The following is a 20,135-nucleotide window of genomic DNA, read 5'->3' as shown; positions in this document are numbered from 1 at the left end:
AGCCGCGGGGCGCTCAGACGCTGCGGCAAGGTTCGCTGTAGCCGAGGAGTTCGCAGAAACCGCTGCCGCGCTCTATGACGTGTCGACAGCGACGGCCCAGTATCCCGACGTCTACGTCACCAACGCGGTGCATTGCGGCATCGCCGCAGCCGACGCGATTTGCATTGTGACGCTCGGCGAGTACTCCGCTTCCGGCAACCATGGCGAGGCAGTGCAGTTGCTCAAGCGCGCTCATCCGGCCGCGAGCACGAGCCTTCAGCGACTGCTCGCGATCAAGACAAAGGCAGGGTACTCGCCGACTCCGGCGTCAGCGGCCGATGTTCAGACTGCCTTACGCGCGCACGAGGCGATTCTGCAAGCAGCACGAGCGTCGATGGCCGGTTCATGACGACCAGGCTTTCCGCGAGCTCACGATCGTTTCCAGCCGCGACTATCAGCTCACAGGACGACCGAAAGGGCCCCAGAGAACAAGAAAACCCCCGAACCATTAGGTTCGAGGGTTTCCTATGTCCTGAGACAGGACACAACGCGGTGACGGTGGGATTTGAACCCACGGTGGGCTCAACACCCACACAACTTTTCGAGAGTTGCACCTTCGGCCGCTCGGACACGTCACCGCGACAGAGTTTAGTACAGGCGCGCGGGCGGGTCGAACCGGGGGCGACCGCGGCTGAGCATCCACTCGTCGTGGCTACGATGCGTGCATGGCCTGGTCGTTGCGCACTCCGTTCACGAACGCGCGGCGACGGGCCTGGGCGCGACGGGCACAGCAGCCCGGCGAGCTGCTCTACGTTGCGGTCGGCGACTCGGCAGCACAAGGGGTTGGGGCGCTCCGCCTCGACGCGAGCTACGTCGGCAGGCTCACCTCGCGCCTCGAGCGGCTGAGCGGGCGCACGGTGCGCGTCGTCAACCTCTCGCGCTACGGCGCGCGCCTCAACGACGCGATTGAGCGACAGGTGCCCCTGCTCGCCGACCTCGACCCCGACGTCGTCACGGTCGCGATCGGATCGAACGACATGGTGCACTTCGACGACGCCGCGTTCAGCGCTGGCATCACGCGCATCATCGCCGCGCTGCCGCCGCACTCGATCGTCGCCGACCTGCCGTGCTTCCACTTCGGAGAACGCGAACGGGATGCTGTGACCGCCTCGCGCATCATCGCCGACCTCGTGCGCGCCCGCGGTCTGCCCTTCGCGCCGCTGCACCGCGTCACCGAGAAGCGACGGGGCTGGGGGTCATGGCCCGAATTCACCTGGGACCAATTTGACCCTTCGGCCCTCGGCTATCGCGTGTGGGAGTCGGCGTTTGCGGGCGCGCTCGCGACGCGAGCGCGAGCCCTCGGCTGAGAGGATGCGTGCATGATGGAGAAGACCACGATCGCCGCCGAACTCGCGCAGGTCACCGACCACTGGACTCCGCGCATCATCGGCCAGGTCAACGACCAGTACGTCAAGGTGGCGAAGCTTCTCGGCGAACTCGTCTGGCACGCGCACGAGAACGAAGACGAACTGTTCTGGGTCGTCTCGGGCCGACTGCGTATTCAGCTCGAGGGCCGTGACGAGGTCGTGCTCGATCCCGGCGAGTTCTTCGTCGTGCCGCGCGGCGTGCGTCACAACCCCGTCGCCGACGAGGAGGTCGAGATCGTGCTCATCGAGACCGTGACGACGGCCCACACGGGCGATGTGGTCGTCGAGCGCACGGTGCCGATCGAGAGGCAGCTGCGCCCCTAGGGAATGCGGCGGAAGAGCGAGAACTGCTCGGTCGTGCGACCGCCCGGACCCTCGGCCGTCATCGTGTAGTCGGTGAACGGCCACTGGCAGTCGAACCGCAGCGAGTCGGCCGGCTCGCCGCTGTACTGCGCGTTCGCCTCGAGCGGCCCGCTGAAGCTCGTCGCCTCCGCGTCATCGACGCGGCCGAGCGCGAACCAGACCGTCTCGGCACCAGACGTTGACCACTTGAAGACGAGCGGCACCTGGCGATTGGCGCCCGAGCAGAACATGAAGAACTCTTCGTCAGGGAAGATGCAGTCGATGAGCGGCGGCGCATCGGGCTCGACCGCGGGAGCCTCCCCCGCACACGACTGGGCGGCCTGCTGGGCGATCTCGCTCAGCGGTTCGGTCGACTCGACGACCGGCGCCGGTTCGGCTATTGGTTCGGGGGCCGCGGGCGAGCATCCGCTCAGCAGAACCAGGGCGGCGAGGGCAATGGCGAGGCGGGCAACTCGGGTAGGCATGATGAATCCTCCGCTCGGGTGCGTTGCGTCGACCCTACGGGGGGCGCTCGAGACCGGCAACCGTGCGCAGGCGCGCCGAGGTCGGTGCAGCGCCGTATTCTGAAGCCACCATGGCCAAGCCCACCGCGAACTTCGTCTGCACCGAGTGCGGGTGGTCGACCTTGAAATGGGCTGGGCGCTGCGGCGAATGCCAGCAGTGGGGCACCGTCATCGAGAAGGATGCTCCGACGCGGCACACCGCGCCGGCCCGAGTTGCCGAGGGCCGGGCCGCTCGCCCCATCACGTCGATCGAGCCGCGGGGCGAGAGTCACACGCCCACCGGCATCGCCGAGTTCGACCGCGTGCTCGGCGGCGGCATCGTGCCCGGCGCCGCCATTCTGCTTTCGGGCGAGCCCGGCGTCGGCAAGTCGACGCTGCTGCTCGAGGTCGCCGCGCGCGCCGCGAAGCTCGGCCAGCGCGTGCTCTACGTGAGTGCCGAAGAATCTGTCGCCCAGGTGCGGCTGCGTGCCGGCCGCACGGGTGCCCTCACCGCCGAGCTCTACCTGGCCTCTGAGACTGACCTTGCCACGATTCTCGGCCAGATCGACGAAATGCAGCCCGCGCTCGTCATCGTCGACTCGGTGCAGACCGTCGCCTCGTCGCTCGTCGATGGGCTCGCTGGCGGGGTCAGCCAGGTGCGCGAGGTCGCGGCGACGCTCATCCGCATCGCGAAAGACCGCGACATTCCCGTCGTGCTCGTCGGCCACGTCACGAAAGACGGCACGATCGCGGGCCCGCGTCTGCTCGAGCACCTCGTCGACGTCGTCTGCCAGTTCGAGGGCGACCGCCAGACCGCGCTGCGCTTCGTGCGCGCGCTCAAGAACCGCTTCGGCCCGACCGACGAGGTCGGCTGCTTCGAGATGACGGGCGACGGCATCGCCGAGGTCGCCGACCCCTCAGTCTTGTTCCGGTCGGGGTCGAGCACGCCCGTCAGCGGCACGTGCGTCGCCATCGCCATGGAAGGCCGCCGCGCTCTTCCCGTCGAGGTGCAGGCGCTCATCGTCGCCTCGAATGCTCCGCAGCCGAGGCGCGTCGTCAACGGCGTCGACTCGTCGCGGGTCGCGATGCTGCTCGCCGTGCTCGAGCGCCGCTGCGGCATGCCGCTCAGCGGGTTCGACGTGTACGTCTCGACGGTCGGCGGCATTCGCCTCACCGAACCCGCGGCCGACCTCGCGATCGCGCTGGCCGTCGCGAGTGCGCGTCGCGAGAAGGCTCTGGATGTTCACCTCGCCGCGATCGGAGAAATCAGTCTCGCCGGTGAGATCCGCGCGGTGTCGGGAGCGCCGCAGCGTGCCGCCGAGGGTGCGCGCCTCGGCTACACCACGGTGATCGACGCCTCAGCGCTGCACTTGCGCGAAGCCGTGCGGCGCGCGTTCGCGAGCGCGCACGACGAGAAGCTCGACGTACCCGAGTTCTGAGTCACTCGGCGGTCAAGCGCAAAGCATCGAGCACGTCTTGCGGCTCGGCCTGCATCGCGTGCGGGCCAGCGACGTCGAACCACACGGCCTCGAGCACGCCGATGTTCTGCTCGAGAAACTCTGCGAGGGTCGCACCGTCGTACGCGAGCACGCGATGCTCAGCCTCACCGGGCGTCATCGCCGCGTAGTTCTCGGGCGCCGAGAAGAGCAACAGCATGTACTTATCGGCCTCGCCCCGCCTGAAGACGCGCACTTGCGGCGGCCCATCGACGGGCAGCAGCGGCACGATCACGTGGTCGTTGCGCAGAGCAAACGCCACGGCCGCGGCATCTTGACGATCGAGGGCGGCATCCAGCCTCAGCTCAGGCGGCAGAGTCGACGGCGGCAGCGCGGCCGCGGCAGCTCGTCGAGCGGGTGAGCCTGATCGCTTCGGGGGCTTTTTCTTCGGCATCCCGACCAGCCTACGCGGCCCTAGTTCAAGATGAACGGCCGGTCGTCCGCGCTCTCGAACTCGCCCACCGTGACGCTCAGCCGGTAGGTCGCCCCGCCCGCAATGACGCTCGGGCGGTCGTCAGCGACGTCGCAGTCGCCAGGTGTCGAGCGGGTGCGGCTCCACGCGAAGGGCGTGCTCTCGACCTCGACACCGGGCTCGAGCACGAGCGGCGCGGGCACGCCGGGGTCTTGGCAGTCGGTCGAGGCCCAGATGCGATCGCTGCCCGAGACGATCACGAACTCTTGCACGTCAGGGCCAGCCTCGAGCGAGCACGCGGCCGCGCCGGTGTTGAGCAGCGTGAACGACAGCAGCGGCTCTTGGTCGGCGGGGTAGCTCGCGGCGTCGGTGACGGGCGTCACGACGACCTGCGTCGCGATGCATGCGACAACATCGGTCGGGTCGGTGGGGTCGGTCTCGCCACCGGGCTCGGTCGTCTCGGTCGTCTCCGGATCAGGCGTCGGCTCGGCCGCAGGGTCTCCCGACCCGGGGCGCACGATGATGAGCACGATGATCACGATGACCGCGAGCAGACCCAGGCCCACGATGAGGCGCCGCCGCCAGTAGACCTCGGGCGGCTGCGGTCCGACCGGATGACGCAGCGTCGACATGACCACAGGGTAGGCCCGCGGGGCGGCCGAAGCGGGATGCTCGCGCGGCGTGGCCCCGACTCGCAGTGCTCTCTTAGGCCGTGAGCGACTTGAGCATGCGCGTGTTGCCGAGGGTGTTGGGCTTCACGCGCGAGAGGTCGAGAAACTCGGCGATGCCTTCGTCGGGCGAGCGCAGCAGCTCGCTGTAGACCTCGGGGTCGACGAGCAGCTGCTCGTCGGTGGCCGCGAACCCGTGCCGCTCGAAGAAGTCGACTTCGAACGTGAGGCAGAACAGTCGGCGTAGCCCGAGTCGGGTCGCTTCGGCCTCGAGCGAGGTGAGCAGCGCGTGCCCGACGCCTGCGCCGCGCCAGTCGTCAGCGACGGCGAGAGTGCGCACTTCGCCTAGGTCTTCCCAGATGACGTGCAGGGCCCCGCAGCCGATGACCTCGCCGGTTGCGTCGTCGACCGCCACGCGAAACTCTTGCAGCGACTCGAAGAACACGACAAGCTCTTTGCCGAGCAGAATGCGCTGCTGCACAAGCGGCTCGACCAGCCGCTTGATCGCCCGCACATCGCCCGTGCGCGCTTCGCGCACGCTGAACTGTCTCGCCGTCACCGCACCAGCCTAGAGCCGCGCCAGCCGTGACAAATCACGGAACTTCGCGCCAGCATCCTCTCGCTCGCCGCATGGGCCCGCTGAGATCAGGGCGAAGTTCCGTGATTCGTGACATCAGGCATCCGTTGCAGGATGCCCGCTCTGGCCTAGTCCGCGACTGGAAGCTCACCAGCCGACGCCGGGGCGCCCGCCTCGACTGCCGCGAGCTGCTTCTGCGTGGTGACGAAGGTGAACTCGCCGTCGACGAAGTCGACCGCGACGTGGTCGCCGCCGTTGAGCTCGCCGTGCAGAATGCGCTCGCTCAACGCGTCTTCGATCTCGTGCTGCACTGCGCGGCGCAGGGGTCGGGCGCCGAGCGTAGGGTCCCAGCCGATCTTGATGAGCTGAGCCTTCGCGGCGTCGGAGACCTCGATCGTCATGTCTTGATCGAGCAGGCGCTCGCGCAGCCGCTTGATAAAGAGGCCGACGATCTGCATGAGCTCTTCTTCGTTGAGCTGCGGAAAGACGATCGTCTCGTCGACACGGTTCAAGAACTCGGGCTTGAAGTGCTTCTTGAGCTCTTCGACGACCTTCGAGCGCATGGCCGAGTACGACGCCGCGGCGTTGCCCTCGAGCGTGAAGCCGACGGGTCCACCGGTGATGTCTTTCGTGCCGAGGTTGGTCGTCATGATGATGACGGTGTTCTTGAAGTCGACGACGCGGCCTTGACCGTCGGTCAGTCGACCCTCTTCGAGCACCTGCAGCAACGAGTTGAAGATGTCGGGGTGCGCCTTCTCAATCTCGTCGAAGAGCACGACCGAGAACGGCTTGCGACGCACCTTCTCGGTGAGCTGGCCGCCCTCTTCGAACCCGACGAAGCCGGGAGGGGCACCGAACAGTCGCGAGACGGTGTGCTTCTCGCCGTACTCCGACATGTCGAGCGCGATGAGCGCGCCCTCGTCGTCGAAGAGGAACTCGGCGAGCGCCTTGGCGAGCTCGGTCTTTCCGACACCGGTCGGGCCAGCGAAGATGAACGAGCCGCTCGGGCGCTTCGGGTCTTTCAGGCCCGCGCGCGTGCGGCGGATCGTCTTGGCGAGCACCGAGATCGCCTCCTCCTGGCCGATGACCCGCTGGTGCAGGGCCTTCTCCATGAAGATGAGGCGAGAGCTTTCTTCTTCGGTGAGCTTGAAGACGGGGATGCCCGTGGCCTGAGCAAGCACCTCGGCGATGACGCCCTCGTCGACGGTGCCGCTCGCGGCCACCTCGCCCGCGCGCCACTGCTTCTCGAGACGCAGCCGCTCGCCGAGCAACTTCTTCTCGTCGTCGCGCAGGCTCGCGGCCTTCTCGAAGTCTTGGTTCTCGATCGCCAGTTCTTTCTCGGTGCGCACGCCGGCGATCTTCTCGTCGAACTCGCGCAGCTCGGGCGGCGCCGAAAGAATCGACAGGCGCAGGCGGGCGCCGGCCTCGTCGATCAGGTCGATGGCCTTGTCGGGCAAGAAGCGGTCTTGCACGTAGCGGTCGGCGAGATTCACCGCGGCGACAATCGCGCCGTCGGTGATCGACACCTTGTGGAAGGCCTCGTACTTGTCGCGCAGCCCCTTCAAGATGTTGATCGAGTGCGGCAACGAGGGCTCGTTAACCTGCACGGGCTGGAAGCGGCGCTCGAGCGCGGCATCCTTCTCGAAGTGCTTGCGGTACTCGTCGAGCGTCGTCGCACCAATCGTCTGCAGCTCACCGCGGGCGAGGAGAGGCTTCAGGATGCTCGCCGCATCGATCGCGCCCTCCGCAGCTCCGGCGCCCACGAGGGTGTGAATCTCGTCGATGAAGACGATGATGTCACCGCGAGTGCGGATCTCCTTGGTGACCTTCTTGAGGCGCTCTTCGAAGTCGCCGCGGTAGCGGCTGCCGGCGATGAGCGAGCCGAGGTCGAGCGAGTAGAGCTGCTTGTCTTTGAGCGTCTCGGGCACTTCACCCTTGACGATTGCCTGGGCGAGGCCCTCGACGACGGCGGTCTTGCCGACGCCGGGCTCGCCGATGAGCACGGGGTTGTTCTTCGAGCGGCGCGACAGAATCTGCATGACCCGCTCGGCCTCCTTCTCGCGACCGATGACGGGGTCGAGCTTGCCTTCGCGCGCGGCCGCCGTGAGGTTGCGGCCGAACTGGTCGAGCACCTGCGAACCCTTGTCGGGGCTGGGGCTGTCGCCGCCGACGGCGACGGCCTCTTTGCCCTGGTAGCCCGAGAGCAGCTGGATAACCTGCTGACGCACGCGGTTGAGGTCGGCGCCGAGCTTGACGAGCACCTGCGCGGCGACGCCCTCGCCCTCGCGGATGAGGCCGAGAAGGATGTGCTCGGTGCCGATGTAGTTGTGGCCGAGCTGCAGCGCTTCGCGCAGGCTCAGCTCGAGCACCTTCTTCGCGCGCGGCGTGAAGGGAATGTGGCCGGTCGGCTGCTGCTGCCCCTGGCCGATGATGTCTTGCACCTGCTCGCGCACGGCGTCGAGCGAGATGTTGAGCGACTCGAGCGCCTTGGCGGCGACGCCCTCGCCCTCGTGGATGAGGCCGAGAAGAATGTGCTCAGTGCCGATGTAGTTGTGGTTGAGCATCTTGGCTTCTTCTTGCGCCAAGACCACCACACGACGGGCACGGTCGGTGAACCGTTCGAACATCTCGCACTCTCCTCACGCGACACCGTCAACTGGGTTTGGTGCCGCTGTATCGAGGGTAACCAGAGCACCCTGGGTTAACTGCCCCTGTTCGCCCTAGGCGTGACGGAGGTTGCGCTTCAGCGAGAGCATCCGTATGTTAACGACAGTCGATAATAACGATCAACGATAAGGATGCTCATGCCGACATCGCCCACTCCGCCGACCCGCATCGAACGCGTGTTCTTGCGCGTCATCGCCGTCGGTGCTCTGCTCGTGGCAGCTCTGGCCGTCGTCGCAGCCGTCGTCGGAACCGCGTCCATCGCCAACGACAAACGGGTCGACGTGACAGGCATGCTCATCGCCAATGCCGAGACGCCGGCGTTCACCGAGAGGAGCGACGCCATCACCGACGCTCGCTACGACAGCGTGAGCGCGACGGTGACTGGCCTCAGCGGCGAAGCCCGCGCGTGGCTGGTGACCGAGCACCTCGCCGCGACACTGTTGACTCTCGGGCTCGCGCTCGTCGTCGCTTGGGTGGCCTTGCGCCTCGCAGCGGGCCGCCCCTTCGTGCGATCTGCAACTGTCGCGCTCGGCGGCACCGCCATCGTCGTCACGGCGTGCGGTCTGATCGAGCAGACGGCTGCAGCGCTCGGTCACGCTGAAGTGGTGAGCTTCTTGGGTGCCGACAAGCTCACCGCAGGCGGCAACGCAGAGAACCCGAGCTACGAGGGCTTTGTCGCTTTCGGCCTCAACCTCGACCTCGCGCCGATCGGCTGGGGAATCGCCCTGCTCGTCATCGCGAGCGCCTTCGAGCTCGGTCAACGACTACAGCGCGACACGGAAGGCCTCGTCTGATGAATACGCCAACACCTGGCCGGGTTGGCGGCCGTCTGATCCTGCTGACCGTTGCGGGGGTCACGACACTTCTCACACTCGCCATGCTGCTCAACGACATCGTGCGCACGGTGTACCTGCTCGAAGGCGCCTACGATCTCGAAGTCGGCCTCGGGTCACCGATGGGGGTGCCGGCGAGTATTCCCGGCGACAGCTCTCTATCCAGCTCGTACTACTGGACCGTCCTTATCTCGAGCTTCGAGCCTTTGGAGGGGCCGAAGCAGCTGCAAGCGCTCGCCATCTGGGTCACCACGCTCACCTTCGTGGCGGCGGCCGTGGTGATCCTGCTGCTCTGCCGACGGTTGTGGACAGGGCGCACCTTCGCGACCTCGGCGGCAACCGGCCTCCTGATCCTCGCCGTGCTCGCCCTCGTCACCGCGTGGCTCGCCCCGTGGCTTCGACACCGGGCCGACTCAATTGCGCTCGAGCAACTGGGCTACGCGACGAGCGGCGGCGAGCAGTGGGTGCAGGTGCACCGCTACGACCTCGGAGGCATCGACGGCCCGTTGCTCGTGCTGGGCACCGTGCTGCTGCTGGCCGGTCTCGTGTACCTCGGTGCACGACAGCTGCAGAACGACACGAAAGGCCTGATTTGATGGATCCGATCACTCTCGTGCTGCTCGTTGGGCTCGGCTTCGCTGTGCTCCTCGTCGCGGGCATCGGCAGCCAACGGCGTACCGGCCCGTGGCTGCCCCGCCTCGTTGCAGGCGGGGCAATCGTGCTCGCCCTGCTCAACGTCGTCGGCGGCATCGTCGGCATCGTCGCCGCGTTCGCATTTCCCACGCTCAGCTTGCGAGTGCCCGTCATCGCGCGGGCAGAGCTGACGCCCGCCGATCTCCGTGCCAGCGACGCGGAGGTCGTCAGTGGCGGAACGGAACAGGTCAGCATGCAGCTCACCGCCAGCGGACTCGACGTGCTCACTCGTGTTCTCGTGGCGGCAGAGGTCGTCATCACGACGACGGTCATTGTCACCTTGCTCGTGATGGTCGCGCGTCTTGCGCAACAGTCGATCTCGACTGAACCGTTCTCGCCACGGCTCGGTCGGCTGCTCGTCATCGGCGGCTCAGTGCTCGCCGTCGGATCGGTCGCCGCTCAGATCAGCAGCGCACTGTCGGGCGCTCGAGCGGCCGAGTTGCTCTTCGCCATGAGGCCCGATGCCCTCGGAGGAGGGTGGACCTACGACACACCGGCAGTCTTCTTCGATGTCGTGCCGGTCGGCGTCGGGCTCGCGCTCGTGGTGATCGCAGGGCTCATCCGCAATGGCGAGCGTTTGCAGCGCGAGACGAAAGGGCTGGTCTGATGAGCCCGGCGGTCTCGGATGAGGAGGAGACGGGCATCCACTGCCGACTCGACGAACTGCTCGAGCAACGCGGCATGACGCTGACCCGGTTGAGCGAGCTCGTCGGCGTGAGCATCGTCAACCTCTCGGTGCTCAAGAACGACCGGGCGCGGGCGATCAGATTCTCGACGCTGCGCGCGATCTGCGAGGCGCTCGACTGCGAGGTCGGCGAGCTGCTCGTGCTCGACGATGTGCGCGACCCGAATGGAGGTGGCCGCTAGCGCTCCACCGGCTCACGCGATTCCAAGATCGCGAGCTCGTCTCTCCGGGCGTAACCTTCCCAGTCACCGGGGCCCAGGCACGCGAACGCTCCCGTTCGCACCGCGGTCTCTAGCCGCTGTCTCGCTGGCAGTCCGGCGAGCAGCTCGGCGAGATATCCCGCGACGAATGCATCGCCAGCGCCGACAGTGTCGACGGGAGTAATTCGAACCGCGGCCACCTCGTGCGTCTCACCGTCGATCAAGCCAAGACAGCCCCTCTCGCCGAGCTTGATCACCACCTGGGTGGGGCCGAGTGCCGCAATGCTGGCAGCGAGTGTCGCCGGATCGGTGCCAGCCACCAAGAGCCTGGCTTCATCGAGACCCGCGAAGACGATGTTCGAACGAGCGGCAATGTCTCGATACTCACTGCTCGCATCTCGACCGCGCCAGAGAGTGTTGCGGTGGTTGACATCGAACGACACCGGCACCCCGGCGTCTCGTGCACGATCGATCGCGGCGTGAAGCGCGGCGTGCGCACTGTCAGAGAGAGCTGCCGTGATGCCGGTCACGTGTACCAACTGCGCTTCTTCGATCAGACCCGCAGGTATATCGTCGACCGACAGATTGCGGCCAGCACTGACAGACCGGTAGTACGTCACTCGGGTGGCAGCGGCGGTGCGCTGCTCTTTCACCATGAGACCGGTGCTCGCCGAATCATCGACCGCGGCGACCACCGTCACGCTCTCGGCACGAAGCTCTCGAACGACTCGATCGCCGAGCCCGTCGGCTCCAATTCGACCGATCCAGGTGCTCGGTGCACCCAGTCTCGCCACTCCAATCGCAACGTTGCTCTCTGCCCCGCCGATCGCCAGCTTGAAATCTGTGACGTGGGCGAGCGACCCGAGCTCTGCGGCTCGGAAGAGGCCCATCGTTTCGCCGAGAGTGACGACCCCCGTCGTCATGACCGACTGCCCAGACGCGATGTGAACTCCTGGCTCACCCTGCTGATGCCGGTGAAGTCGCCCCTCGCGATCATCTGTCGCGTCACCATCCAGCTTCCGCTCACGGCGGGCACAGCCGGATGCCCGAGGTATTCGAGGGCGTTGTCGGCGGTTACTCCACCGCTGGGCACAAAGCGCGTGTGCCGAAAGGGTGCCGCCAAAGCCGCAATGGTCGGCAAGCCCCCCAACCGATCGGCGGGGAAAAGCTTCACGGTGTCGACGCCTGCGTTGATCGCTCGCTGCACTTCAGTCGCGGTGGCAACGCCCGGAAGAACTGCGACTCCCGCGTCGAGCGCTCGACTCACCACCTCGTCATCGAAACCAGGAGAGACAATGAACTGAGCGCCGGCCGCAAGGCTTCGCTCGAGGTCGTCGCGATTCAACACCGTGCCGGCCCCGACCACGAAGCCAGGGATTCCGAGATCAGCGATGGCCGCAATGGCGCCGAGGCCCGCATCCGTTCGCAGCGTAACTTCTGCGCAGTGAATCCCGCCCTCGGCGAGGGCCAGTGCAACGTCACCCGCACGAGTTTCGTCATCGATCACGACGACCGGAACAATCGGCCCCACGTCTGCCATTGTGCTGGGCACCGTTGATCCTCCTAGCGAAAGTTGGCTCCACCGCCGACGTGCGGCAACTGACCAGTGTCAAACGATGACAGATCGGAGGCCGAGACGACAACCTATGCTCACCGCCATGCGCTCACCCCCGCGCATGAAGTTCACAATGCAGGCCGCATCGACCGTTGCGTCGAGGCGGCTCTGCACGTGCGTTCCCACGCGGAGTGGTCACCGCCCCAGCCATCCGCCGTCGACCGGCAAGACGGTGCCGTTGACGTAATCAGAGGCTGGCGATGAGAGGAAAACGACCGCGCCAGCGATGTCGGAAGGCCTCGCCCATCGTCCGGCGGGGATGCGATCGCTGATCTGCGCGAACCGCTCCTCGTCGGCGATAAGCGCCGAGTTCATGTCGGTGTCGACATAGCCGGGCGCAATCGCGTTGACGTTCACGCCGTGCGATGCCCACTCGTTCGAGAGCGCCTTCACGAGCTGAGCGACACCGCCTTTGCTCGCCGCGTATCCCGGCACCGTGAGCCCGCCCTGGAAGCTCAGCAAGGAAGCGAGAAAGACGATCTTGCCCGACCCGCGCTCTACCATCCCCCGACCGATCTCCCTGCTGAGGATAAAGGGAGCTGTGACGTTGACGGCGAGCACCTCGTCCCAGAGTTCGTCCCCGTGATCGACGATTGGGGCGCGCCGATTGATGCCAGCGGCGTGGACGAGGATGTCTGGGACCTCGACAGATTCGGCAATTCTCTCGAGCGCGCGGTACAGCGACGTGCGATCGCCCAGGTCGGCGCCGATTCCCCAATAGCGGCGTCCGAGGCGTTCGACGGGTTCGCGCGAAGCCTCAGCGGTGCGCTCCGTTGACGCGATTCCGACGACGTCAACGCCCTCGTGCGCGAGAGCGACTGCCGTCGCGAGGCCGATCCCTCTGCTCACCCCGGTGACAACCGCCGTGGCTCCCTGCGGGATACTGCCGATCATCGTGGCAACGCCGTCGCCGCATCGGGGGATGCACCGAGCAGTGCCGAGATCGCTTGCGCCGTCGCAACGACGCTCTTGCCGAGCGCGCTGTCGTTCTGCTCCGGAACCTTGGCGGCCGGTCCGGCGATGCTGACGGCACCGATGACCGTGTCGTTGTGGTCGAAGATGGGGGCCGCGCATCCCCGGATGCCTTCGCGGTTCTCCATATTGTCGACAGCGAATCCGCGCTCACGGGCGAGCGCGAGGTTGTCGATGAGGAGCGATCGGGATGTGATGGTGTTCGCGGTGCGAGCCACAAGCGTCTCGGGCAATCGCTCATCCAGTGTGTCCGCGCTCGTCCAGGCGAGAATCGCCTTTCCGACCGCGGTCGCAAATGCGGGCACGGCATCGCCGACCCTGCTGAAGATGCGCACGGGCTCCGGACTGTCGACGACCTCAATGTAGATGACGTCTGATCCGCTGATTGTCGCGAGGTGCGCGGTGTCGCGCGTCTCGGCGACGAGTTCGCGCATCGCGGGCAACGCGACGCGACGCAGATCGATCCTGCGCAGGTACTCCGAGCCCAGCCGCAGATTAGCGACGCCCAGGCTGTAGACCTGCAGGTCATCGTCGTAGCTGAGGAAGTCGCGGGCGACAAGCGTACGCAGCACGCGGTGGGTCGTTGCTTTGCTGTGCTGCAGCACTGCGCTGCACGCCGCGAGCGTCATGCCAGGCTGCGGGCTTGCCGCGATCGTGATGAGCATCTCGAGCGCGCGATCCAAGCTCTGCGTCCCTGCGATGGGCGACTTATCGTCGCCGGGCTTCTCTTTGGCCACTGGGGGCTCCTCAAAAAATGGGGCGGACGTGATTAGGATGCCTCAGCTCTCGGCGGCGCGCCAAGTTGCACGACCGAAACCTGGTCCATGTCTGTGAAACTCTGGTTCTCTCCCGCCATGACCCACACGAACGAATAGTTGGTTGTTCCGGCCCCGAGGTGAACTGACCAGCTCGGCGAGACGACTGCTTCGTTGTTGCGCATTGCGACTGATCTCGGCGCATCGGGCATTCCCATGAAGTGTTGGATACGGTGCTCGTCAGGAAGGTCCATGTAGAGGTAGACCTCGGTGCGGCGGTCGTGGGTGTGGGGGGGCATGCTGTTCCAAACGTTGCCGGCCTTGAGCGCCGTAATGCCGAGGACGAGTTGCGCCGTGCGAACACCGTCCTCATGCAGATGCTTATAGATCGTCCGCTCGTTCGCGGTCGCCGTCTCGCCCGCCTCGACGCGCAGTGCCTCGGAGAGCGGCACAAGGGTCGTCGGGTACGTCATGTGCGCGGTTGCCGAGGCGAGGTAGAAGCGCGCACTGCTCTCGTTCGTCTCCAACACAATGCTCTCGGCGCCACGGCCGATGTACAGCACGTCCTTGGCATTGAGGTTGTACTTCGCGCCGTCGACAACGACTGAACCCGAGCCCAGCACGCCGACCACAGCGAGCTCACGGCGCTCGCAGAAAAAAGCGCTCTTGAACCCTTCGGGCGCCGTTAAGGCAAGGGGCTTGCCCGCCGTCGGAACTGCACCGCCCAGCACCATGCGGTCGTGGTGGCTGTAGACGAGCGTCACCTCATTTGCGGTGAACAGATCATCCACGACGAACCGCTCGCGCAGGTCGGCGGTGGAAAGGGCGTTGAAGTCGTCAGGATGGGTGGCATATCGCGTCTGCATGATGTCTCAGTTCTCGTGTGTTAAGTCAGCGTGTTGGTCGGCGCACCGGCTGCGAAAGCCAGGATGTTCTCTCCCGCGAGCCGGAAGACTTCGTCGGCTTCGTCAGTGTGAAAGCCGATGTGCGGTGTCATGACGACGTTGGTCGTCGCGTGGGGAAGCGAATCGAGTGCGGGCGGCTCGTCGTCAAAGACGTCGATACCCGCGCCGAAAAACGCGCCGGCTGCGAGCAGTTCGCTCATCGCCGCGGTGTCGACCAACTCCGCCCGCGCAGTGTTGACCAGGATCGAGGTCGAGCGCAACCGTTGCAGCAACGAGCGGTCGATGAGGCCGTCCGTCTCGGTGTTGTGAACGAGGTGTAGAGAAACGACGTCGCTCGTGTCGAAGAGCTCGTCGAGCTCGACGCGAGTGGCACCGAGTTCGGCGTCGCGTTCAGCCGAATCGTTGCGGCTCCAGTAGATGACGTCCATGTTGAGGGCTTGACCCATGGCGATGACGCGAGACCCGATCGCGCCGGCCCCGACGACGCCGAGCCGACGACCTGCGACCTTCAGCCCCTGATTCTTGGCCCAACCTCCCGACCGCACAATGGCGTCACCTTCCACCACTCGGCGCGCGACCGCGAACATCAGAGCGATGGCGTGCTCGGCGACGCTCTGACTCGCAAAGTCCGGCACGTTGGTGACCGTCACGTTACATTCAGCCGCCTCCTCCATCGACACGAAGCGTCGCGCCCCGGTGCCGACGAAACTCACGAGTGACAACTGAGGATTGCGGCGCATGAGTTCAGCAGGAACTGGGCCTTGGTCTCCGATCACGTAAAGCGCGTCGTATCCCGCCGCGCGCGTGATCGTGGCCTCGCTGTTCGCGAACGACTCCTCGAACCAGTCGAACGTGTGGCCTTCCTTTTCAAGCGGGGTTTTCACATCACGCTCGACAATGTCTCGGTACTGAGCTTCGCCGTCAATGCAGACGATCCTCATGGCGGTGGTGCCTTTCTGTTGCGTATGTGAAGGGTGCCGGCAGGGTTGCCCGCGACGAGCGCTCGGCGCGGGCAACCCGACTGATGGTTACTGACCGACCCAGCGGTTGAACTGGTCGAGAACCGCGTCGAGGTTCTCGAGGTAGTAGTTGCTGTCTTGGAGCACAGAGCCTTCGACATTCGATCCGACCGGCAAGAACGACTGCACGTCTTCGGGGAAGTCGCTGGGGCTGAGTGACTTCAGGGAAGCGGGGATCGGAGTCGGCACTCTTGATGCGAATGCGATCTGGCCATCCACATTGTTGATCACGTGCGCGAGCAACTGCTGTGCTGCAGCGCTGTTCGGTGCACCGGCAGGGATCGCCCACACGCTGTTGGAGTACCCGGCCTCGTTCCAGGTGATGGCCATCGGAAAGCCGTTTTCGGAGAGTGCGGTAAACGCACGGTTGGCCCACAGGATGCCAATGTCGCACGAACCGTTCTCGAACGATTCGATCGACTGCGCACCACTCGTCCACCACGTGATGTTGTTCTTGATCTCATCGAGCTTGGCGAGCGCGCGGTCGACATCGAGGGGGTAGAGGTCGTTAGGGGCGACGCCTTCCGCGATGAGTGCCGCCTCAAGAGTCCAGCCGTACTGAGGGTTGTTGAAGAAGCAGCGGGTGCCGGGGAAGGTTTCGAGATCCCACAAGTCCGCCATCTCGGTGGGCTTTTCGTCGGGATACGCGGAGTCATCCCATGCAAGTACCATGCCGAAGGTTCCGACTTCGATGCCATACTCAGAATAGGTGCCATCCCCGAGGTCGCTCACCGGCACGATTGAGGTGTCTATCGGCTCGAGCAGCCCGTTCTCCGCGGCCGTCGCCGCGTCGTTGACCGTCGGGAAGACCACAAGGCTCCACGGCATCGACCCGGCGTCCGCCGAGGCGAAGAACTTCGTGGCAGCCTCGTTGTAGTCGCTCGTGACAGTGACACCGGTATCAGTCGTGAAGTCAGCGAACAGCGTCTCGGCCTGCGTCTCAAACACGACGCCGCCGCTTGTGTCGTAGAACAGGATGTCGCCGCTGATGCCGTCAGTCGAGTCTGTTGGCGCTGGATCCGCGGTGGCGCATGAGCTGACGGCAAGTGCCATGACGAGCGAACTCGCCCCGACGGTCAAACGTCGTCTGGTTGTATTATTCATTGCTCTCCTCGTTTGCGATTTCAGTTGTGGAATTGGGTGGAGCGGTCGGGGGATTCGCGCGGGACGAGCGCGGATTCCCCGATGCGAACGGACAGTGTCACCCGATCGCCGACGGCGGGAATTCGACCATAGGGATCGAGATCCGCCGAACATTCCATGAACTCGGTCGTCAGCTTCACGCTCTGGCGCTGTCCGAGAAATCGACTGTCGGTGACGACAGCCGTCGTGATCGCGTCATGGCCTTCTGGCGCTGTACCCGCGCTGATGACAAGTTGCTCAGGGCGCACCGAACAGTAGACGCTCGCGGAACCGGCCTGCGATCCGGGGCGAGCCGTCACGAGAGCGTCGCCGATTCGCACGACTGTGCCTTCTCTCGAGGCCGACGAGATTTCGGCGGGAAAGAGGTTGGTCTTGCCGAGAAACGTTGCCACGAAGAGGTCGTTCGGCGCGCGATAGAGCTCCTCCGGTGTTCCGATCTGCGAGATCCTGCCATCACGCATGACGCCCATCCGGTCAGAGAGAATGAAGGCCTCGTCCTGGTCGTGCGTGACGTACACGGCCGTCGTATTGGCTTCTTTCTGAATCCGGCGGATCTCCCCGCCGAGGTCTTGCCGCAGTGCGCGGTCGAGCGCGCCGAGCGGCTCGTCGAGAAGGAGCACGCGAGGCCGCTGCGCGAGCGCCCGGCCGAGCGCGACGCGCTGCTGCTGGCCACCACTCAGTTGCGCGGGATATCGGTCGCCGAGACCGCCGAGAGCAACGAGCTCGATCATCTCTGAGAGTCGAGCCGCGCGGGCCTGTGCCTTCACCTTGCGAATTTTGAGACCGAACTCAATGTTCTCGGCCACAGTCAAGTGGGGGAAGAGCGCGTAGTTCTGGAAGACGAATCCAATGTCACGCTTCTGGGTCGGAACGTGCGTGACATCAGCATCATCGATCGCGATGTGGCCGCGTTGCGGTTCTAACAACCCGGCCATGATGCGCAGCAGCGTCGTCTTTCCCGAGCCAGAGGGCCCTAGGAGTGTGAAAAACTCCCCCGCTCGCACCTCGACAGACGCGTCGTCGAGTGCGACCGCACCGTCGTAATCGAGTCCGACGCCCGAGGCAACAACGCGTCCCCGGCTTGTGTCGCTTACGGTCGTCATGAGTCCTCCTGTAGTGCTGCACGCCTCCGCGCGGCCATTGATCCGCCCACGCCGCGCACGACGACGACGAGCACGACGAGCAGAATAAGCAGGGATGCGACTGCGGGCACGGTCGGGATTATGCCGCTTTCGAGGTACTTGTAGATGGTGACGGGCAGAGTCTTGGTCGGACCCGTCTGCAGGAAGAGGGCGAGCACGACTTCGTCCCACGACGTGACGAACGCGACAGCGAAGGCTCCGAGCACGCTCGGCAGGATTCCGCGCACGACCACTGTCCAAAACGCTCGTGTGCGCGAAGCGCCGAGCGTCCAGGCTGCCGCTTCGATCCCGCGATCTGCACCAGCCATCGACGCGGCAATGAGTGCGTACGAGAGTGGTGCGGCAATGACCGTATGCGCGAGGATAAGCCCGCCCACGGTACCGGTGAGTCCGAGTTGCAGCGAGACATCGAACATGCCAATCGCGAGCAGGATTCCCGGCGCGATGATGGGCGCGAACGCAAGTGCCCCGATTACGGCTTTGCCCGTGATCGACCGCATCTCGCTCGTGAACCTCGCAAGCGCAAGGGCAATTGACACCGACAGCGCTGCCGTACCGAGGCCGACGATCGTGCTCTGCATGATCGGACCAAGCCAGGTCGTTGTCGTGAAGACCTGTGCGAACCAGTGAAGAGTGAAACCGCGCGGCGGGAAGACGACTGTTCCCGTCTCACCAATCGAGAGAGGAAAGACGAACAGCACGGGCACGACGAGCACGGCGAGGGTCACGACCGTGAGAACTGCTGAGACGATCAAGGCGGGCGACCAGCGGAACGGCATCTCCGCGCTCACACCCTTCGCCTGCACAGAACCGACGCCTCCGGGCTGGAAGCTGCCTGCGATGCGGACGACTCCGACGTAGCAAATCGCGGTGGCAATGAGCAGTACGACTCCCATCGCGCTCGCAATGCCCCACTGATAGATGTCGATCTGCTGTTGGATGTACACCGCGATCGTTTGATCGCGCGGGCCGCCCAAAATGGCGGGAACGACGAAAAAGCTCAGCGCGAGAATGAAGATGAGCAGCGCCCCGCTCATGAGTGACGATCTGATCATGGGCAAATAGACCCGGAAGAAAGCGTAGGTTGCCGACGCGCCCATCGTGCGAGCCGCAAGCATGAGGTTGCTGTCTACGGCAACCATGCCCGCGTACAGCACGAGGATCATGTAGGGCAAAAGGTACATGACCGTTCCGACGAGAATTCCCCCTTGCGAGTAGAGCAACGTCATCTCACCGAGACCGAGCGCGAGACTCAGCTGGTTGATCGGGCCATTGGGACTGAGTATCGAGGTGACGGCGAAGAGCCGCACGACGATCGACACCCAAAACGGTATGAGGATGAGCAGGAGCAGGATGGCGGCGGTGCGCCGCCGCAGGCGTGAGATGAAGTACGCGGTGGGAAAGGCTAGGAGTGTGGTGATGAGCGTCGAGTTGACCGCGAGGAGCACCGTGCGGCCTTCGATCAACAGGAGGAAGTCATCGCCCCACAATTGTGCGAAGTTGCCAAAGGTGAAGTTCGGGGCTTCGCTGTCGAACCGGCCATCCGGGCTGAGGCTTCGGAGCACGATCGTGAGGATGGGCCACAGAAAGAAGACGACGTAGAAAACGATGATCGGCGCCAGGAGCCCCCATCGGGCGAGTAGGGCGCGCGAGCCGCGCCGACGGAGACCTCCCGTCGCGGGTATCTGCGTCGTGGCTTCGCTGGCACTCAACGTCATGTCTTCACCTGGCCTAGGCCTGCGCCACTGGAGCGCTGTAGATGACATAGAGCTTGCGAGCAGTTTGGTCGACGTGCCACCGTCCACTCCACCCGGGTTGGAGCGCGATGACGACGCCGGGAGCGATCGGAGAGACGTTGCCGTCGGCGTGTTCGATGCGACCCGCTCCCGAAACGAAGTGGATGACTTCGCCGACGTCATTTTTCACCGAGTCGAACACGCCGGGCGTGACCTCCCAAATGCCGACCTCGAGCGCTCCGGTGTCGAGGATGACACGCTCACGGCAAACCGGCTTGCCAGAGAGGATGCGCGCGGGAGCCGCGCTCGGGCTGAGCTCGGCATCCGCGATATCGAGCAGGTGGTTGGATATGCCGATCACCTGAT

Annotated in this window: 23 protein-coding genes and 1 tRNA gene; 8 read left to right on the top strand and 16 right to left on the bottom strand. The window is 65.2% G+C overall.

The window, feature by feature from the left end; all coding sequences use genetic code 11:
• Nucleotides 1–79: 79 nt before the first annotated feature.
• Nucleotides 80–388, top strand: coding sequence for a hypothetical protein (locus KL788_RS10170; protein WP_293170976.1), 309 nt, complete (start codon nucleotides 80–82; stop codon nucleotides 386–388).
• A 141-nt stretch (nucleotides 389–529) separates the two neighbouring features.
• Here KL788_RS10170 and KL788_RS10165 read toward each other — a convergent pair.
• Nucleotides 530–617, bottom strand: a tRNA-Ser gene (locus KL788_RS10165).
• Between the two features lie 87 nt (nucleotides 618–704).
• On the opposite strand from KL788_RS10165, the gene KL788_RS10160 reads away from it, so the two are divergent.
• Nucleotides 705–1,346, top strand: a complete 642-nt coding sequence (locus KL788_RS10160) for an SGNH/GDSL hydrolase family protein (protein WP_293170974.1) — start codon at nucleotides 705–707, stop codon at nucleotides 1,344–1,346.
• A gap of 12 nt (nucleotides 1,347–1,358) precedes the next feature.
• Nucleotides 1,359–1,730 carry a cupin domain-containing protein gene (locus KL788_RS10155; RefSeq protein ID WP_293170972.1) on the top strand — a complete coding sequence of 124 codons (372 nt, stop codon included), beginning with the start codon at nucleotides 1,359–1,361 and terminating at the stop codon, nucleotides 1,728–1,730.
• On the opposite strand, the gene KL788_RS10150 is transcribed toward KL788_RS10155, so the two are convergent.
• Nucleotides 1,727–2,233 (bottom strand): hypothetical protein, encoded by a 507-nt coding sequence (locus tag KL788_RS10150; RefSeq protein ID WP_293170970.1) that lies wholly within the window; start codon nucleotides 2,231–2,233, stop codon nucleotides 1,727–1,729. The genes KL788_RS10155 and KL788_RS10150 overlap by 4 nt on opposite strands.
• A 110-nt stretch (nucleotides 2,234–2,343) precedes the next feature.
• On the opposite strand from KL788_RS10150, the gene radA reads away from it, so the two are divergent.
• Nucleotides 2,344–3,690: a DNA repair protein RadA gene (radA, locus tag KL788_RS10145; protein WP_293170968.1), complete on the top strand. Its 1,347-nt coding sequence runs from the start codon at nucleotides 2,344–2,346 to the stop codon at nucleotides 3,688–3,690.
• 1 nt (nucleotide 3,691) lies between these two features.
• Here the strand turns inward: radA and KL788_RS10140 are convergent, their stop codons facing one another.
• The 4 genes from KL788_RS10140 to KL788_RS10125 all read right to left on the bottom strand — a co-directional run bounded on the left by KL788_RS10140 (nucleotide 3,692) and on the right by KL788_RS10125 (nucleotide 8,031).
• On the bottom strand, nucleotides 3,692–4,141 hold the full coding sequence (locus KL788_RS10140; protein ID WP_293170966.1) for an SseB family protein: 450 nt from the start codon (nucleotides 4,139–4,141) through the stop codon (nucleotides 3,692–3,694).
• A gap of 20 nt (nucleotides 4,142–4,161) precedes the next feature.
• Nucleotides 4,162–4,791, bottom strand: a complete 630-nt coding sequence (locus KL788_RS10135) for a hypothetical protein (protein WP_293170964.1) — start codon at nucleotides 4,789–4,791, stop codon at nucleotides 4,162–4,164.
• Nucleotides 4,792–4,864: 73 nt separating this feature from the next.
• The gene (locus KL788_RS10130; protein ID WP_293170962.1) at nucleotides 4,865–5,386 is read right to left on the bottom strand and encodes an amino-acid N-acetyltransferase; all 522 of its coding nucleotides are present in this window, start codon (nucleotides 5,384–5,386) and stop codon (nucleotides 4,865–4,867) included.
• Nucleotides 5,387–5,532: 146 nt separating this feature from the next.
• A complete protein-coding gene (locus KL788_RS10125; RefSeq protein WP_293170960.1) occupies nucleotides 5,533–8,031 on the bottom strand; it encodes an ATP-dependent Clp protease ATP-binding subunit in 2,499 nt (832 codons plus the stop codon).
• A gap of 177 nt (nucleotides 8,032–8,208) precedes the next feature.
• On the opposite strand from KL788_RS10125, the gene KL788_RS10120 reads away from it, so the two are divergent.
• Genes KL788_RS10120 through KL788_RS10105 form a run of 4 tightly spaced genes read left to right on the top strand, consistent with a single transcriptional unit; the run spans nucleotide 8,209 to nucleotide 10,464 of the window.
• A complete protein-coding gene (locus tag KL788_RS10120) occupies nucleotides 8,209–8,865 on the top strand; it encodes a hypothetical protein (RefSeq protein ID WP_293170958.1) in 657 nt (218 codons plus the stop codon).
• Nucleotides 8,865–9,500 (top strand): hypothetical protein, encoded by a 636-nt coding sequence (locus KL788_RS10115; RefSeq protein WP_293170956.1) that lies wholly within the window; start codon nucleotides 8,865–8,867, stop codon nucleotides 9,498–9,500. Before KL788_RS10120 ends, KL788_RS10115 begins: the two co-directional genes overlap by 1 nt.
• Nucleotides 9,500–10,204 carry a hypothetical protein gene (locus KL788_RS10110; protein ID WP_293170954.1) on the top strand — a complete coding sequence of 235 codons (705 nt, stop codon included), beginning with the start codon at nucleotides 9,500–9,502 and terminating at the stop codon, nucleotides 10,202–10,204. Before KL788_RS10115 ends, KL788_RS10110 begins: the two co-directional genes overlap by 1 nt.
• Complete coding sequence (locus KL788_RS10105) at nucleotides 10,204–10,464, top strand: helix-turn-helix domain-containing protein (RefSeq protein ID WP_293170952.1); 261 nt, start codon at nucleotides 10,204–10,206, stop codon at nucleotides 10,462–10,464. Before KL788_RS10110 ends, KL788_RS10105 begins: the two co-directional genes overlap by 1 nt.
• On the opposite strand, the gene KL788_RS10100 is transcribed toward KL788_RS10105, so the two are convergent.
• The 10 genes from KL788_RS10100 to KL788_RS10055 form a co-directional block, all read right to left on the bottom strand.
• Nucleotides 10,461–11,405 (bottom strand): sugar kinase, encoded by a 945-nt coding sequence (locus KL788_RS10100; RefSeq protein WP_293170950.1) that lies wholly within the window; start codon nucleotides 11,403–11,405, stop codon nucleotides 10,461–10,463. The genes KL788_RS10105 and KL788_RS10100 overlap by 4 nt on opposite strands.
• Complete coding sequence (locus KL788_RS10095; RefSeq protein WP_293170948.1) at nucleotides 11,402–12,034, bottom strand: bifunctional 4-hydroxy-2-oxoglutarate aldolase/2-dehydro-3-deoxy-phosphogluconate aldolase; 633 nt, start codon at nucleotides 12,032–12,034, stop codon at nucleotides 11,402–11,404. Before KL788_RS10095 ends, KL788_RS10100 begins: the two co-directional genes overlap by 4 nt.
• Nucleotides 12,035–12,232: 198 nt before the next feature.
• Nucleotides 12,233–12,991, bottom strand: coding sequence for an SDR family oxidoreductase (locus KL788_RS10090; protein ID WP_293170946.1), 759 nt, complete (start codon nucleotides 12,989–12,991; stop codon nucleotides 12,233–12,235).
• Nucleotides 12,988–13,806 carry an IclR family transcriptional regulator gene (locus KL788_RS10085; RefSeq protein WP_293170944.1) on the bottom strand — a complete coding sequence of 273 codons (819 nt, stop codon included), beginning with the start codon at nucleotides 13,804–13,806 and terminating at the stop codon, nucleotides 12,988–12,990. The genes KL788_RS10090 and KL788_RS10085 overlap by 4 nt, the downstream gene beginning before the upstream one ends.
• A gap of 32 nt (nucleotides 13,807–13,838) precedes the next feature.
• On the bottom strand, nucleotides 13,839–14,690 hold the full coding sequence (gene kduI / locus KL788_RS10080) for a 5-dehydro-4-deoxy-D-glucuronate isomerase (protein WP_293170942.1): 852 nt from the start codon (nucleotides 14,688–14,690) through the stop codon (nucleotides 13,839–13,841).
• A 20-nt stretch (nucleotides 14,691–14,710) separates the two neighbouring features.
• A complete protein-coding gene (locus KL788_RS10075) occupies nucleotides 14,711–15,670 on the bottom strand; it encodes a 2-hydroxyacid dehydrogenase (protein WP_293170940.1) in 960 nt (319 codons plus the stop codon).
• 87 nt (nucleotides 15,671–15,757) lie between these two features.
• The gene (locus KL788_RS10070; protein WP_293170938.1) at nucleotides 15,758–16,852 is read right to left on the bottom strand and encodes an extracellular solute-binding protein; all 1,095 of its coding nucleotides are present in this window, start codon (nucleotides 16,850–16,852) and stop codon (nucleotides 15,758–15,760) included.
• 20 nt (nucleotides 16,853–16,872) lie between these two features.
• Nucleotides 16,873–17,994 (bottom strand): ABC transporter ATP-binding protein, encoded by a 1,122-nt coding sequence (locus tag KL788_RS10065; protein ID WP_293170936.1) that lies wholly within the window; start codon nucleotides 17,992–17,994, stop codon nucleotides 16,873–16,875.
• Nucleotides 17,991–19,751 (bottom strand): ABC transporter permease subunit, encoded by a 1,761-nt coding sequence (locus KL788_RS10060; protein WP_293170934.1) that lies wholly within the window; start codon nucleotides 19,749–19,751, stop codon nucleotides 17,991–17,993. The genes KL788_RS10065 and KL788_RS10060 overlap by 4 nt, the downstream gene beginning before the upstream one ends.
• A 13-nt stretch (nucleotides 19,752–19,764) precedes the next feature.
• The gene (locus KL788_RS10055; RefSeq protein WP_293170932.1) at nucleotides 19,765–20,130 is read right to left on the bottom strand and encodes a cupin domain-containing protein; all 366 of its coding nucleotides are present in this window, start codon (nucleotides 20,128–20,130) and stop codon (nucleotides 19,765–19,767) included.
• Nucleotides 20,131–20,135: the final 5 nt, after the last annotated feature.

Source organism: Microcella sp. (assembly GCF_019739195.1).
Classification (GTDB): domain Bacteria; phylum Actinomycetota; class Actinomycetes; order Actinomycetales; family Microbacteriaceae; genus Microcella.
This window is presented reverse-complemented; position numbering and strand designations above follow the sequence as displayed.